Origin of the sequence: Flavobacterium nackdongense, assembly GCF_004355225.1 — a bacterium.
Classification (GTDB): domain Bacteria; phylum Bacteroidota; class Bacteroidia; order Flavobacteriales; family Flavobacteriaceae; genus Flavobacterium; species Flavobacterium nackdongense.
In genome coordinates this window covers 3,232,088-3,246,421 of sequence record NZ_CP037933.1, presented here as the reverse complement: position 1 = coordinate 3,246,421, position 14,334 = coordinate 3,232,088, and the positions used below count along the sequence as shown (strand labels likewise).

Here is a 14,334-nt window from a genome sequence, read left to right as displayed (position 1 = left end):
AACCAAGATCAATTGTGGTGCTTTTAGTACAAATAACAGCTCAAATTTCGCAGCAATAGTTTTTCACTTAATTTAGGCAGCAATAGAGACGCTTTAAAAAACAAAAAATCCCGCTGCTACGGGATTCAATTCTTATTTTTTATATTTTAAAAGCTGCAGCAAATAGTCGCCATAACCTGATTTAACTAAGGGTGCCGCCAATAATCGCAGCTGTTCGGAGCTAATAAAACCTTGCCGCCAAGCAATTTCTTCGATACATCCGATTTTTAAACCTTGACGCTCTTCTATAACCTGAACAAATTGCCCGGCCTGCATCAAACTATTGAAAGTTCCCGTATCCAACCAAGCGGTACCTCTATTCAGTATACCCACTTTCAAAGCGCCTTGCTCTAGATATACCTTGTTCACATCGGTGATTTCATATTCCCCTCTTGCACTAGGCTGAATGTTTTTGGCAATTTCCACTACCGAATTATCATAAAAATACAAGCCGGGAACGGCAAAATTCGATTTAGGTTCTAAAGGTTTTTCTTCAATAGACAGCGCCTTATTGTTTTCGTCAAATTCAACCACACCATAACGCTCAGGATCAGAAACATGGTAGGCAAAAACAACACCTCCGCTTGGATTGGTATTCGATTGCAACAATTCTCCCATATTGGCACCAAAGAAAATATTGTCTCCTAAAACCAAAGCGACACTATCGGAACCAATAAAATCGGCACCAATAACAAAAGCTTGCGCCAAACCATTGGGAATAGCCTGCTCAGCATAACTAAACTGACAACCGATAGCCGAACCATCGCCTAATAACTTTTCAAAATTAGGCAAATCGTGCGGGGTCGAAATAATTAATATTTCATGAATCCCCGCCATCATCAAAGTCGACAGGGGATAATAGATCATAGGTTTGTCATATACGGGCATCATCTGCTTGCTCATCGCCAAAGTCAAAGGATGCAAACGGGTACCGGATCCTCCGGCTAAAATAATTCCTTTCATAGTGTTATAGGTTTTCGGTTCTCAGTTTCGGTTTTCAGTTTTCAGTTTTCAGTTAACCAATTAACCGATTAAACATTTAAGCATTGTATCGTAATTGTTATTGCTATTGTAACTGCTATTGATTTTTCAACAACTTCCCCATCATAATCTGAAGACTAACTTTATAATCAATCGGTTCAATTCCGTAAACCGCTCTAATCTTCGATTTGTCCAATAACGAATAAGCGGGTCTTTCGGCTGGAGTCGGATAACTCGACGCGGGAATGCCTTTGATGTCACAAGTTTTACGTCCAATCTCCTTGATGTCTTGCGCAAATTGAAACCAACTGATTTCCCCTGCATTCGAATAATGGTAAATTCCGGTTTCCCACTTTGAGCTGTCCAAAATGGTCAAAATTACCTGAGCCAAATCGGCCGCATAAGTCGGTGAACCCACTTGGTCGTTGACTACTCCCAAACTATCTCGTTCGGTCATTAACCGCAACATCGTTTTGACAAAATTATTTCCAAATTCCGAATAAACCCAAGCAGTTCTGATTATTATACTCTCGGGACAATTTTTCAAACAAGCCATTTCTCCAGCTAATTTGGTAACCCCATAAACGCTTTTCGGGTTGGGTTGATCTTCTTCGGTATAAGCGATAGGAGAACTACCATCAAACACATAATCAGTTGAAATATGAACGAGTTTCGCTCCTGAATCTGCGCATAAACTGGCCAAAGTGGCAATAGCCAAATGATTAATGGTATCGGCAGTAATCGAATCGGTTTCCGCTTTATCTACGGCGGTATAAGCAGCACAATTGATTACAATATCAGGCTCAATTTGTTTGAAATTCGAAATGATTACCTCTTCTTGATCCAAAGGAAAATCTTCAATATCGGTAAAAACAAAATCGAAATTGGGATAAGCAATAGCCAAGACTTTGATTTCAGAACCCAATTGTCCATTGGCTCCCGTTACAAGTATTTTTTTCATCTGTTTATTTTATTGTTTTTTTAAAGGTCAGATGGAACACCCATAATCATATCCGATGGTGTCAAGAAGCATGGTCGGGGGTGTTTCATTAAAATTGGGAATTACAATTTTCAAAATGAGGCAAAATCAGGTCTTTCTCTGAAACAATAGCTGCCGCTAAATCCATTCCCCAATCGATATTTAATGTGGGATCGTCAAAACGAATACCGCCTTCGCTTTCCTTGTTGTAAAATTGGTCGCATTTATACAGCACCACAGCCGTTTCACTCAAAACCGAAAAGCCATGGGCAAAACCATGCGGAACCAAAAGCTGTTTTTTGTTCTCAGCCGACAGTACAATTCCGAATTGTTGTCCATAAGTCGGGGAATCCTTTCTCAAATCGACCGCTACATCCATAATTTCCCCTTGCAACACGCGAATCAATTTAGTCTGCGCATAAGGGGGATTTTGATAATGCAAGCCTCTCAAGGTGCCTCGTTTAGAAAAAGATTGATTGTCCTGCACAAAATCAATAGCAATACCTAAATCAAGAAATTTACTCTTGTTATACGCTTCAAAGAAATAGCCTCTTTCATCCTCAAAAACAGCTGGATTCAGGACAACTAAATCATTTATAAAGGTGGGTTCTAATTTCATTGTTTAAAAAACAAACTATTTTACTTAAAAATTTTCTTTACTACTTCACTGATTCGTGCTCTGTCTTCATCAGTCAGATTGGAACCCGAGGGCAAACACAAGCCGTTTTCAAACAAAGTAGCCGCCACAGTAGTACCATAAAAAGGGTATTTTTCAAAAATGGGTTGCAAATGCATAGGTTTCCAAATAGGACGACATTCTATATTTTCCACTTCAAAAACCAAGCGCACTGATTCTCGATCAATGCCTTTAGTCAATTGGGGATCGATCAAAACAGCACTCAACCAATAATTAGCAAAATAATCGTTATTGGGAGCTGTAAAAACAGTAACTCCTGCAACTTCTTTGAATAAATCAACATAGAAATCGTGCATCATCCTACGAGCCTGCACACGTGCATCCAGTACTTCCATCTGTCCTCTTCCTATTCCTGCACAAATATTACTCAAACGGTAATTATAGCCTATTTCACTGTGTTGATAATGCACTGCATTATCTCGGGATTGAGTGGCAAAAAATAAGGCTTTTTCTTTTACTTCTTTGGTCTTGGTAATAATAGCGCCTCCACCTGAGGTGGTTATCACCTTATTCCCATTAAAGGACAAAATACCAATTTCGCCAAAGGTCCCGCACTTTTGCCCCTTATAACTGCTACCAATCGCCTCTGCACTGTCTTCCAAAATTGGAATTTCATACCGATCCGCTACAGCTCTAATTTCTTCTATTTTATAAGGAACTCCATACAAATGAACCGCAACGATTACTTTTGGCTTTTTCCCTTTAGCAATCCTGTCCTGAATTGCTTTTTCTAAAGATTGTGGGCATATATTCCAAGTATCGTATTCACTATCCACAAATACGGGCGTGGCTCCAAGATAGAGAATTGGATTGGCCGAAGCCGAAAAAGTCAAACTTTGACAAATGACCTCATCACCTGCTTCAACTCCTAATAAAATAAGACCAAGATGAACCGCGGCGGTTCCCGAACTTAAGGCACCAACAAATTTATCTTCGCCTAGATAATTTTCCAAATCGTTTTCTAGCCCATTCACATTAGCGCCAAGTGGCGCAATCCAATTGGTATCAAATGCTTCTTGTATAAATTTTTGTTCACCTCCACCCATATGCGGCGAGGAAAGCCATATTTTTGGTTTATTCATTTTTGTTACTAAATTTTATAATTTTACCGGGCACACCCACCACTACGGCATAGTCTGGCACATTCTCTATAATTACCGCTCCAGCTCCAAGAACTGCCCATTTGCCAATTGTTATTCCCTGGATAACAGTTACTCCTATCCCCAAATGCGCCCCTTCCCCAATGGTTACATTTCCAGCCACTGAAACATTGGGCGAAACATGAACAAAATCTTCAATAATGCAATCGTGATCTATAATTGCTCCTGTATTGATAATACAGTGCTTCCCAACAATTGTATTCGCATTAATTATGGCTCCAGCCATTACTACTGTCCCTTCAGAAACCTTTGCAAATCTAGAAATAATTGCGGATGGATGTATCGCATTTACAAAAACAGCCTTTATAAGTTCAACTACTCTTTTACGTTTTTTGTTGTCACCAATCGAAACAATAAAATACTGACCATCATCATTCGTGAACTGATTAAAGTTCACGATAGGTATATCAAAAATACAATCGGATTTCGGATTATGATCTATAACACTTTCAATCTTATGAACTTTAGATGCTAGAATAATATCAATTACCACTTTGCAATGCCCACCAGCTCCAAATAAATACATATTAATTCCCTTTAAAAGCTTCTGTTGTCAATTTACTTAATTTTTTACTGTACAGAGTAACCTCCATCGACAACAAAATTTTGTCCTGTAATCCATTTTGAATCTGGAGAAAGTAGAAAAAGAATAATAGGAACAACATCTGTAACTTCTCCTAACCCCAATGGATGCATTTCTACAATTTGTTTTATTTTACTTTCCTCAATATTGGCAAACAATTTTTTAGTCATAGGTGTATTCACTACACCAGGTAAAACTGCATTAACTCTAATTTTTCTTTTTGCAAACTCCAATGCACTCGCCTTAACCATACCCAATACTGCAGCTTTTGTAGAACAATACCCTATTTTACCCGGCTGTCCTAAAACACCCATGACCGAAGATAAGAAAACGATACTGGCACCATCATTACTGTATTTCTTCTTGGTAAAAATACGCAGTAATTCAATACCGGCTAGAACATTTACATCATAAATTTGCTGCATTTTATCCGGAGTACATAAAGTCAATGGCATTGTTTCTTCGACTCCAGCACAATGAATTAAACCATCAAATTTTTCACTATTTAATTCAAAAGCCAAAAATAATCTTTCAATTTCCTTAACCTTATCAAAATCAAACACATATTCACGTATTTGATTTTTATTGTCCCGAATAAAGGAGCTTATTTTTGAGAAATCTCTCCCTATGGCAATGACATTATGCTTATTTTTAACTAACTGTTGTAAAGTTTCAAAACCAATTCCTGATGTGGCACCTGTTAAGATAAAATTCACTACCTATTTATTTTTAAAACCGTACTTAATCAAATTTTTCCAATCCAATTCTTTGCATCAAAGAGTCAACGGAAGTCATTTCTTTAAGATCATCTGGCTTAAGATTTACCTCAAATTCATTTGAAACAAATCCAATTAACACCATAGCACACATAGAATCCCAATCCTCCAAATCTTTCAAATTGGTACCTCCATCTAACGTTTCATCCAATTCTAACTCTTCTTGTAACCGCAACAAAAATTCTTGTTTTGTCATTTCTATTCAAATTTATAATTTACAATTTATTTTTATTAATCCTCCGGACCACGACAAACCTACTCCAAAACCAACGACTATTATTTTTTCAGATTCAGTTAAGGTTTGACTATATTTCTTTAAAGCAATGGGTATAGTACAAGAAACTGTATTCCCACCATCTTCAAGGTCAATGAAAAATTTTTCACTTGGGATATTTAACCTTTTACGGATAAAATTTAGCATAAACGCATTGGCTTGATGAAATACAAACTGATTGATGTCCTCAATCTGAACATTGTTTTTTAAAAGTATTTCTTTAGTAAAATCAGGGATAACTTCATTGGTAAAATTGAAAACATCAGGACCGTTCATATACAAATGATTATCGGTATAAATATTATCTGTACCATAACCAATTTCGGGAGCTTCCGAATCAAAAGGAAATCTGCTGCAACCGTTTTTAACAATCAGTTTATCATACCCTGACCCATCTGTGCCAAAATGAAATTGACCAACTCCATCAAATTCATCGCAAGAAATTAAGGAAGCTGTTGCAGCATCACCAAATATTGCACGATTTGACCGATCTTTGGGATGAAGGTATTTAGAATAGGTTTCGGCAGTAACTAACAAAACATTTTTAGCTTGTCCAGAATCAATCAATCCCTTTGCTAGACTAAGCCCATAGGTATATCCTGAACAACCCAAGTTAAAATCTAATGCTCCTATTTCTTTTTTTAGTCCGAGTGTGTTTTGCAAAATACAAGCGGTCGTTGGCAAGAAATATTCAGGACTTTGAGTACAATATAACACATAATCAATATCCGCTTTATCGCAAGACAAGAAAAGCCTTTTACAAGCTAGAATTGCTAGATCAAATGCTGTTTCTTTATGAACCCAATAGCGGCTTTTAACCCCTACTTTTTTCTCAAAACTTGAAAAATCATAATTCGCAAACAACTTTCCTAAGTCATTATTTGTGATTTTATTTTGAGGATAAACATATTCTATCGCCTTTATAACAACCCCCATAATTAATTCCCTTTAAAAGCTTTTGTTGTAATTTGTCCTATGCCATTAATTCCTTCACTCATAAATACTTTCTTAACGGTCAAAAGTACTATTTTTAAATCTAACAAAAAACTAATATTATCAACATACCAAACGTCATATTCAAATTTTTGTTGCCACGAAATGGCATTTCTTCCATTTACTTGTGCCCAACCCGTAATTCCGGGCTTTACCTCGTGCCGCCTTGCTTGCAATGAATCATATAAAGGCAAATATTCCGGCAATAATGGCCTTGGCCCTATGAGGCTCATATCTCCCTTGATTACATTCAATAGTTGAGGTACTTCATCTAAAGAGGTTTTGCGGACTAATTTACCAATTTTTGTCAATCGATGACCATCAGACAATAAATTCCCCATCGCATCCTTTTTATCATTCATAGTTTTGAATTTGATGATTTTAAATAATCTTCCGTTTTTACCCGGCCGAACCTGACAAAAAAAAGGAAGTCCATTATTGGCAAAATACAACAAAACCGTCACCAGAACTAACATTGGACTCAAAATGAATAGTCCTAATAGTGCCAAACAAAAATCAAATATTGGCTTAAATACAGATTTATACATACTGTTCTAGTTTTTGATATTCGGCTAATAAAGCCTTCCAAACCACTTCCTGCTCATATCGCTCCGTAATCATAGACCGGGCCTTTTTCTTTAATTCGACATACAAACCAGCATCCTCAAAGAGTATTCTCATCGCATTAGTGATAACTTCTGCATTTTTTGTTGGAATAATTAAACCGTTCTCTTTATCTTTTATGATTTCATTGCACCCATTAATATTCGAAACAATACAGGGTAATCCCATAGCTCCTGCTTGCATGACCACATTAGGGAATCCTTCTCGATAACTCGGAAATACCAACGCATCGGAGATAGCAAAATACGGACGCACATCATTTTGATGCCCGACCGCTATAATATTGGGATTCGAATTGATGTGTTGCATTGTTTCTGCCTGCAATGGATCTAAGTCAGATTCTTGGGAACCGACCAATAACAATTTAATACGTTCTAAATTAAGTTGTGTAAAAGACTTTACCAATTCATTAATCCCTTTATCTCCCACTAAGCGACCAACAAAAATAAACACAAAATCCTTGGGGCAAATGCCCAATTTTAATTTTAAATCTTCTTTGATTTCGGATGAAAAATGATCCGTGTCAAAATAATTCGTATTGATACCATTCGAACTTCCATTTCCGATAACGGTTAATTTTTGGGGTTTACAATAATTTTCTTGAATTATAATTTCTTTCAACCCACTTGAATTCGGATAAATATGTGTTGCTGCACCATAAGTGATTTTTTCAACCAAATCCAGTAACTTGCGCTTCATACCTGTCGCTTCCATGAGAGGAAGTCCCGCTATGGTGTGCAATCTATTAGGAACACCGGCTAATTTCGCAGCAATCATACCAACAGTACCTGCCTTTGGTGTATGGGTATGCACAATAAAAGGTTTTTCTTTTCTGAAATAGTTATACAACTTCCACACCGATTTAAGATCTTGGAGAGGTGTAATTTTCCTTGTCATTTCAACAGCATAAACAGACACTTTTTGTTGTTTTCCGATATATTCTAAACGTTCCTTATCAGAAGAAATGGCAGTGACATCATAATATTGACTCATAAAACGCAACTGATTTTCCAATAATTTTTCTAAAGAAATGGGAACTGTGGTAATTCTAACTAATTTTTTATTCAATTTGGAAGGCATTTTAATATTTGTCTACTTTAAAGATTACTCTTGTTGAGTTTCCTGTAAATAAAACAATTGATGGACGACGTAAAAAAATAAAGGCAAAAAAGACAATCGCATTCGGCTTGCTAATCCTAAGTTATAAATATAGCTAGCAATCATAAAAAAAAGCAGAGAACCTGTCAACAAAGCAAATTTAACATCCCCAGTAATCCTAATTTCTTTTCCTTTTAAAAATATATAAATTACTCCAAAAATAAAGAAAAGCAAAACAAAACTGTTTTCGATAGAAATCACATACTGATAGAATGTGACGGCATCATAGTATAGTGGTCTAAACATTAGTAACCATAGTCTATCGAGATAAGAGGATTCCATCAAATTGATGCCACTTGAGCTTTGAGTTGCATAGGCACTGAGCCCAATCCATTTTGCCTGTAGCGTGTTAGAACTAAAATTTGTAATATTTAAAAATTGCATTACTACTGCAACTAGAACACTAATAATTGCAAGTACTCCCAATAGGAGTTTAATTCTAATTTTTGAACCTATATTGTTTTCCGTAAAATAGTAAATAAAGCCCGCAATAAAAACTACAAAACAAAAATGTGGTCTAAGAAGTAGAAATACAAATAGCACTAAAATCTGCAAGAAATTTGGTTTAATTCTGTTCTTGATTTCAAATAGCAAATAAGTTAAAATAAAAAAAACTAAAGCATCTTTCCCCAGAAAACTTGACCAATAATGAAAAGAGGGCAATAAAAAAAAAAATTGCACTAAAGGAATTCCATAAATAGTGACTGTATTCGAGTAACAGGACGCCATTTGATTAAAATACCATAGGAAAGCTTGATAACTTATGCTTGCGAAAAGGAAAAACAAAACAAACAATGAAACTCCTGCCTTTATTAATGGATAAATCAAAAAAGCCATAAATGTGCTTCCCAATCCAAAAAGGGAAATCCATGATTCAGCAGTTAAGGCTGTTTTATAAAAAACAAGAGGGTCAACCAAAGGGCTATCGTAAGCCACATACATCGCACCAAAATGAACTAAAAAAAGCAAAGTAACTAAAATCTTTTGTGAGTTTTTATGTCTTTGATAGTAAGTTTTGGTAATTAAAAAATTATAAAGCGCTATTCCTGTAAACAGGAAAATATTAATTAGGTTGATTTTCATAAATAGAGTCCACTCATCGAAGAAGAAACAAATCCATATTTAGCGTTTAACTTTTGGTAATGGTTTAATATAATTTCTAAATAGAACATATTATCATCTAGAAAATATCCAAAATTATGAGGGTGCCACCACAAGTGATATGCTTTGTTGTGCTTTGCTGCAAAAGTCATTTCGTTTATAATTCTTTGAATTTTTAATCTTTGTATTAATTTTTCTTTTTCTCTATATGGCCGAAAAAACCTGCTTGCAGGCAATAATAAAAAATCATCATGGATTTGATGTGGAACACTAAAAACCAATTTTTTACTTATTTGTATAAGTGTATCTAATCCTCTAGCCAAACTCATTATATCTGCTGTGCTTTTCCAAAACCAAACATCTGGATTTGTACGAACAACTTTTATCCCATTCCTTTTGGCGACATCGATATAATCTGCGTTAAATTGATTTCGGGGAAATACTAATGATTTTAATTCTATATTAAAATTTTCCTTTGCTAAACATTGAGCCGCAATCAAATCAGCTTCGAACTGATGTTTATTTTGACCTTTTTCATTGCAATAATAATGAGAAAAAGTATGGGTTCCCACCTCCTGATTTGGTGTTTTTAAAATTAATGCAATCAATGATGGCGCGTAATGATAGGGGTCGTCTATTTCATTTTCACCTACTTCATCGTTTTCAATTAGGGAGTAATAGGATAATAATCCATTTTGATACGTAGGCCGAACTACTGGACAAAATTCTAGTAATTGTTTTTTGTTTTTTGCAAAAAGAAATCCAACCGTTGCCCAAGTTGCGTGAATATTGTACTTTTCAAATAACAATAATACTTTAGGAATACTTTCGCGAGTGGTGTCAAAATAACCCTTTTTGAGTTTTAAATCCCACTTTTCCGCTGCGCCCCAATGCAATTCAAAATCGAGTGAAATTATAAATTTTCCATTTTCCATTTTATACTGTATCAGAATCTGAATAACTTAAATACCAGTTTTCTCTGTTGCTAACAATTGACTTTATTTTGTCTGTAAAAGCTCTTACTCCAAAATGAAGTTCTATTGGTCTATATTTTTCTGGCAAATCAATAAAAAAAGACCTTTTGAAAACTGGATAATTAGGCGAATGCTCCAAGCACCAACTCAAAATGCAATCTGCCTTTTCTTTCTTTATGTTATAAATTGCATAGTCTAAAAGCGTCTTTCCTGCTGTAGGCTCTTCTAGATCATACATCAATTCCATTATGTACCCAATTCTCCCATTGTGCTTTTCTTTGACAGTGTAAACAATAAATCCTAAATATTTATTGTCTATACGATAGCAATGCGCAATTTTATAATTCTCGTTTGGCTTCTGAATATAACGCCAATCTAAATATTTTTTATCTCTTTCAACGGCAACTTTAATTTTATTTGAGAACTTTTTCCAAATAACATTCACCTCTTCTGAAAAAATATGTTTCTCGATAACACTAAATTTCTTATTCGATTTATAACTACTATATGATAAATTTACATTAGGAAAAAATTGTAATGCTTTAATTTTATTAGTGAAATATTTAGATTTTAAGGGCTTAATAAGAAATGGAACAGGATCCAAAATTTCCCAACCTAACCATTTTTTAAAACCTTTAATAGAATTCCCATTCGGGAAACCGTAAACTAAAGCAACCTTATCATTATCCGCTTTTTCATACACACTTTTTGCCATTGTAATAAATAAACCAAGCCCTCGATAATCAACATCAGTAATTGTATCCAAAGATTGGCTTCCCACCAAGGAATTTCCATCTATTTGCATCTTCACACTTGAAATAGCATAAATAGCAGCAACTTTGCTTTTATCTTCGTCAAAAGCGATTTCAACTAATGAATTTGATTTTGTGCTTTGCAAAAATTGCCATCTTATATTTTCTGTCTTTTTTGAGCTTCCATTTTCATCAAAACATTTTTTATACATCTCCAATGAACTTTCATTTATAGGATATATTTTAAAATTTTGCATACAATTTTGTTTTATGTTTATAAATGCACTAAAAGTTGTTTTTATACCATTTCTGAAAACAAAAATAAGTAAACACTCGTATTGTATTATCTATCTTTCCTTCAACGTGATTATTTACAAGCTTTGAAATTACTTCGTAATTAAAAATATTTTGTTCTTCAATAAAACTCTTTTCAGTATAAAATAACAATTCTAATTTAAGTACACCGCGCATCCAATCTCCTACTGGAGCACCAAATCCTTTTTTTGACTTATTCAAAAAATCTTTAGGGAAATATTGTTTAAATGATTCCTTAAGCATATGCTTTTTATCCCAATTATTTATCAAATAACTCTCCGGCAAACTACTTGTAAATTCCCATAAATCTCTATTGAGAAATGGCGCTCTACATTCTAAAGAAGCCAACATTGCAGCCCTATCTACTTTAACTAACAAATCTCCTTCAAGACTTAATAATCGATCGATGTTTCGAAAATCGGTCAGCGATTTATTATTGGCACCAATAATTTTTTTAAAATAAGAAAGCGGGTCTTCTAGGTAAGTATTTGAATTAAAAATTTCTTTTCTCTCACTTTCTAAAAATGCGAGTGAGACTATATCAAAATAAAAATCACCTTCATAATTTACAGCCTTCATAAAGCGTTTGGCTTTAAACAAAAGTCCCCTTTGATCTTCTTTTGAATGCCAAAGTGTATTTAAAATATGTTCAGAAAAGACATGAAAGGCCTGAGGTACATACTTGGTATAATTTCTATTCATTCTTCCCATATAGTATTTATTGTACCCTCCATAAACCTCATCTCCTCCATCACCTGTTAGGGCAACAGTAACAAATTGTTTGGTCTGGTTGGCTACTAAATAAGTTGGCAATGCTGATGAGTCTGCAAACGGTTCATCGAAATTTAGAAGAATAGCATCAATACTTTCGGCTAAGTCGTTTTCTGATAAAATAAACTCGTGGTGATTGCTGTTTATTATTTTTGCAACGGTACGGGATTTATCCGTTTCATCAAATGATTTCTTATCGAATCCAACCGAAAATGTTTCTATTTTTTTATCGGTTTGATGAGCTAAACATAACGAAACTATAGAAGAATCGACTCCTCCTGAAAGAAATGTTCCAATGGGAACATCCGAAACCGAGCGACTTTCTACGCTTTTATAAACTAATTCGCGATTTTTTTTGACAGCTTCTTCCTTATTTATATGAGAATAATTAGAAATACTATTTTCTTTAATTTCTTTAATTTCATAATTAGAACTTACGCAATCCAATTCTAAATAATGATTGGCTTCTAATTTGAAAATAGAATCATAAATTGTAAATGGAGCTGGAATATAATGCAACTGAAAATAAAGATTTATTCCTTGCTTAGAAATTTTGGGTTTAGTAGGAAAAATTTTTAATATCGATTTTAACTCCGAACACCAATAAAACCCGTCCAGATTAGAACAATAAAACAATGGCTTTTCACCAAAAAAATCGCGGGCAATAAATACTTTATTTAAAGTTTTATCATAAATACTAAAAGCAAACATCCCATCTAGTAAAGAAAATGAATCTACCCCATATTTTTCATATAAGGCAATAATCACTTCAGTGTCAGAATTGGTTTTAAAATTATATCCAACTAGATGCTCCTGCTTTAGTTTTTTGTAATTATAGATCTCGCCATTGAAAACAATTATCTTTTGATTATCCGAAGAAAATATTGGTTGCTTACCTGTGGTCAAATCTATTATAGACAATCGCCTCATGGCCATTCCTATCGAAAATTTTTGATTGTTTTCAGTAAAAAAACCGTCTTGATCAGGACCACGATGAATAATTTCATTATTCATTGTCTCCATAATACCATTAATGGTTTTAGTTTCTAAAGGACTTTGAGACACAAATCCGTTTATTCCGCACATATACTATTTATATTTTACTTCTTTAAAGATTTTGACATAGGTTTCACTATTGTTTTCGACTGTATAAAATTTTTCAAAATCATTAAAATTTTCTTTACCTATAGCTTTATAATAGTCTCTATTTTGATGTATTTCTTTAAAAGCATCAACCCAATCTTCCGTAGTTATAGCGTGAAGATTTTTACCGCTTCTATTAATTTTAACATTAGCCTCCAGCGGTGTGGCAATGGTAGGCAGAGAACATCCCATATATTGTATTAATTTAAACCCACACTTGCCTTGATTAAAAGGAGTATTTTCTAAGGGCATAATACCAACATCAAATTTTTTTATTTCTTGAATTTCTGTTTCAGCATTCCATTTTACAAAATTAACATTCAAATGACTCAACTGATGCGATAAACCTTCATCAAAACCTATCAAATTCAACTGAAACTTTATTTTTTTGCTCAACTCTTCAAATGCTGGAATAAGGTTCAGCAAATTGACACTTGTAGTTCTTGAACCTATCCAGCCTAAAGTAAAAATAGCATTCTTTTCCGAATCTGATATTGAAGTATATTTATTCCTACTTACAGATGTAGGAATTTCGACATAATTGGTATTCAACTTACTTACATATTCAGTTAAATAAGGACTACCTGTAATTACATAACTCGCATTTTTTATGACAGAATCAATTTTATTTGAAAGTAATACACGGATTAAATTATGTTTTGATTTGTTGTAATTATGAAAAATAGCATCATCATAATCAACAATGTATTTCCCATTTGTAACTCTTAACAACTTCTCAAAAACAGCTGGAAAATAGGGAAATAATTCATATTCTATATATACCAAGTCGTATTGAAAAACTCCTAATAATTTGAAAAATCTACGAAAATAATAATACAGGGTGTAGCAAATTTTTATTAGTTTATTATTGACAAAAAAGCGCGTCCCAAATAAAGGAGACACTGTTACTTCTAACCCTTCTCGTTTATAAAATTCTAAATATTGATAAATCCTATACCTACTACTCGGACCTTGCTGGTTGTACTTAGGCAAAAATAAAATTTTCATTTTGTG

15 protein-coding genes are annotated in these 14,334 nt (G+C 34.1%); all 15 read right to left on the bottom strand.

Annotated features, from left to right (window positions below; genetic code table 11):
* Window positions 1-132: 132 nt before the first annotated feature.
* Window positions 133-1,002, bottom strand: a complete 870-nt coding sequence (rfbA, locus tag E1750_RS13835) for a glucose-1-phosphate thymidylyltransferase RfbA (protein ID WP_133277352.1) — start codon at window positions 1,000-1,002, stop codon at window positions 133-135.
* Window positions 1,003-1,117: 115 nt separating this feature from the next.
* On the bottom strand, window positions 1,118-1,981 hold the full coding sequence (gene rfbD, locus E1750_RS13830) for a dTDP-4-dehydrorhamnose reductase (RefSeq protein ID WP_133277351.1): 864 nt from the start codon (window positions 1,979-1,981) through the stop codon (window positions 1,118-1,120).
* A gap of 88 nt (window positions 1,982-2,069) precedes the next feature.
* Window positions 2,070-2,618: a dTDP-4-dehydrorhamnose 3,5-epimerase gene (rfbC, locus tag E1750_RS13825; RefSeq protein ID WP_133277350.1), complete on the bottom strand. Its 549-nt coding sequence runs from the start codon at window positions 2,616-2,618 to the stop codon at window positions 2,070-2,072.
* 20 nt (window positions 2,619-2,638) lie between these two features.
* Window positions 2,639-3,778 carry a DegT/DnrJ/EryC1/StrS family aminotransferase gene (locus E1750_RS13820; protein WP_133277349.1) on the bottom strand — a complete coding sequence of 380 codons (1,140 nt, stop codon included), beginning with the start codon at window positions 3,776-3,778 and terminating at the stop codon, window positions 2,639-2,641.
* Complete coding sequence (locus E1750_RS13815; protein ID WP_133277348.1) at window positions 3,771-4,382, bottom strand: acetyltransferase; 612 nt, start codon at window positions 4,380-4,382, stop codon at window positions 3,771-3,773. The genes E1750_RS13820 and E1750_RS13815 overlap by 8 nt, the downstream gene beginning before the upstream one ends.
* A 44-nt stretch (window positions 4,383-4,426) precedes the next feature.
* The gene (locus E1750_RS13810) at window positions 4,427-5,155 is read right to left on the bottom strand and encodes an SDR family NAD(P)-dependent oxidoreductase (RefSeq protein WP_133277347.1); all 729 of its coding nucleotides are present in this window, start codon (window positions 5,153-5,155) and stop codon (window positions 4,427-4,429) included.
* Window positions 5,156-5,180: 25 nt separating this feature from the next.
* The gene (locus E1750_RS13805; protein WP_133277346.1) at window positions 5,181-5,411 is read right to left on the bottom strand and encodes an acyl carrier protein; all 231 of its coding nucleotides are present in this window, start codon (window positions 5,409-5,411) and stop codon (window positions 5,181-5,183) included.
* Window positions 5,412-5,423: 12 nt separating this feature from the next.
* Complete coding sequence (locus tag E1750_RS13800) at window positions 5,424-6,425, bottom strand: ketoacyl-ACP synthase III (RefSeq protein ID WP_133277345.1); 1,002 nt, start codon at window positions 6,423-6,425, stop codon at window positions 5,424-5,426.
* A 2-nt stretch (window positions 6,426-6,427) separates the two neighbouring features.
* Window positions 6,428-7,030 (bottom strand): sugar transferase, encoded by a 603-nt coding sequence (locus E1750_RS13795; protein ID WP_133277344.1) that lies wholly within the window; start codon window positions 7,028-7,030, stop codon window positions 6,428-6,430.
* Complete coding sequence (locus E1750_RS13790) at window positions 7,023-8,174, bottom strand: glycosyltransferase family 4 protein (protein WP_227873897.1); 1,152 nt, start codon at window positions 8,172-8,174, stop codon at window positions 7,023-7,025. Before E1750_RS13790 ends, E1750_RS13795 begins: the two co-directional genes overlap by 8 nt.
* Window positions 8,175-8,210: 36 nt before the next feature.
* Complete coding sequence (locus E1750_RS13785; protein WP_133277342.1) at window positions 8,211-9,347, bottom strand: hypothetical protein; 1,137 nt, start codon at window positions 9,345-9,347, stop codon at window positions 8,211-8,213.
* Window positions 9,344-10,300, bottom strand: coding sequence for a polysaccharide deacetylase family protein (locus E1750_RS13780; protein WP_133277341.1), 957 nt, complete (start codon window positions 10,298-10,300; stop codon window positions 9,344-9,346). The genes E1750_RS13785 and E1750_RS13780 overlap by 4 nt, the downstream gene beginning before the upstream one ends.
* 1 nt (window position 10,301) lies before the next feature.
* On the bottom strand, window positions 10,302-11,348 hold the full coding sequence (locus E1750_RS13775) for a GNAT family N-acetyltransferase (RefSeq protein ID WP_133277340.1): 1,047 nt from the start codon (window positions 11,346-11,348) through the stop codon (window positions 10,302-10,304).
* A gap of 28 nt (window positions 11,349-11,376) precedes the next feature.
* Entirely contained in the window at window positions 11,377-13,263 is a 1,887-nt protein-coding gene (gene asnB, locus E1750_RS13770; protein ID WP_133277339.1) for an asparagine synthase (glutamine-hydrolyzing), read from the bottom strand.
* A 3-nt stretch (window positions 13,264-13,266) separates the two neighbouring features.
* Window positions 13,267-14,328 carry a glycosyltransferase gene (locus E1750_RS13765; protein WP_133277338.1) on the bottom strand — a complete coding sequence of 354 codons (1,062 nt, stop codon included), beginning with the start codon at window positions 14,326-14,328 and terminating at the stop codon, window positions 13,267-13,269.
* Window positions 14,329-14,334 lie beyond the last annotated feature (6 nt).

Bases quoted from the DNA above. Each gene is read 5' to 3' on its own strand.
- rfbA (WP_133277352.1), bottom strand. From the start codon at position 1,002: ATGAAAGGAATTATTTTAGCCGGAGGATCCGGTACCCGTTTGCATCCT.
- rfbD (WP_133277351.1), bottom strand. From the start codon at position 1,981: ATGAAAAAAATACTTGTAACGGGAGCCAATGGACAATTGGGTTCTGAA.
- rfbC (WP_133277350.1), bottom strand. From the start codon at position 2,618: ATGAAATTAGAACCCACCTTTATAAATGATTTAGTTGTCCTGAATCCA.
- E1750_RS13820 (WP_133277349.1), bottom strand. From the start codon at position 3,778: ATGAATAAACCAAAAATATGGCTTTCCTCGCCGCATATGGGTGGAGGT.
- E1750_RS13815 (WP_133277348.1), bottom strand. From the start codon at position 4,382: ATGTATTTATTTGGAGCTGGTGGGCATTGCAAAGTGGTAATTGATATT.
- E1750_RS13805 (WP_133277346.1), bottom strand. From the start codon at position 5,411: ATGACAAAACAAGAATTTTTGTTGCGGTTACAAGAAGAGTTAGAATTG.
- E1750_RS13800 (WP_133277345.1), bottom strand. From the start codon at position 6,425: ATGGGGGTTGTTATAAAGGCGATAGAATATGTTTATCCTCAAAATAAA.
- E1750_RS13795 (WP_133277344.1), bottom strand. From the start codon at position 7,030: ATGTATAAATCTGTATTTAAGCCAATATTTGATTTTTGTTTGGCACTA.
- E1750_RS13785 (WP_133277342.1), bottom strand. From the start codon at position 9,347: ATGAAAATCAACCTAATTAATATTTTCCTGTTTACAGGAATAGCGCTT.
- E1750_RS13780 (WP_133277341.1), bottom strand. From the start codon at position 10,300: ATGGAAAATGGAAAATTTATAATTTCACTCGATTTTGAATTGCATTGG.
- E1750_RS13775 (WP_133277340.1), bottom strand. From the start codon at position 11,348: ATGCAAAATTTTAAAATATATCCTATAAATGAAAGTTCATTGGAGATG.
- asnB (WP_133277339.1), bottom strand. From the start codon at position 13,263: ATGTGCGGAATAAACGGATTTGTGTCTCAAAGTCCTTTAGAAACTAAA.
- E1750_RS13765 (WP_133277338.1), bottom strand. From the start codon at position 14,328: ATGAAAATTTTATTTTTGCCTAAGTACAACCAGCAAGGTCCGAGTAGT.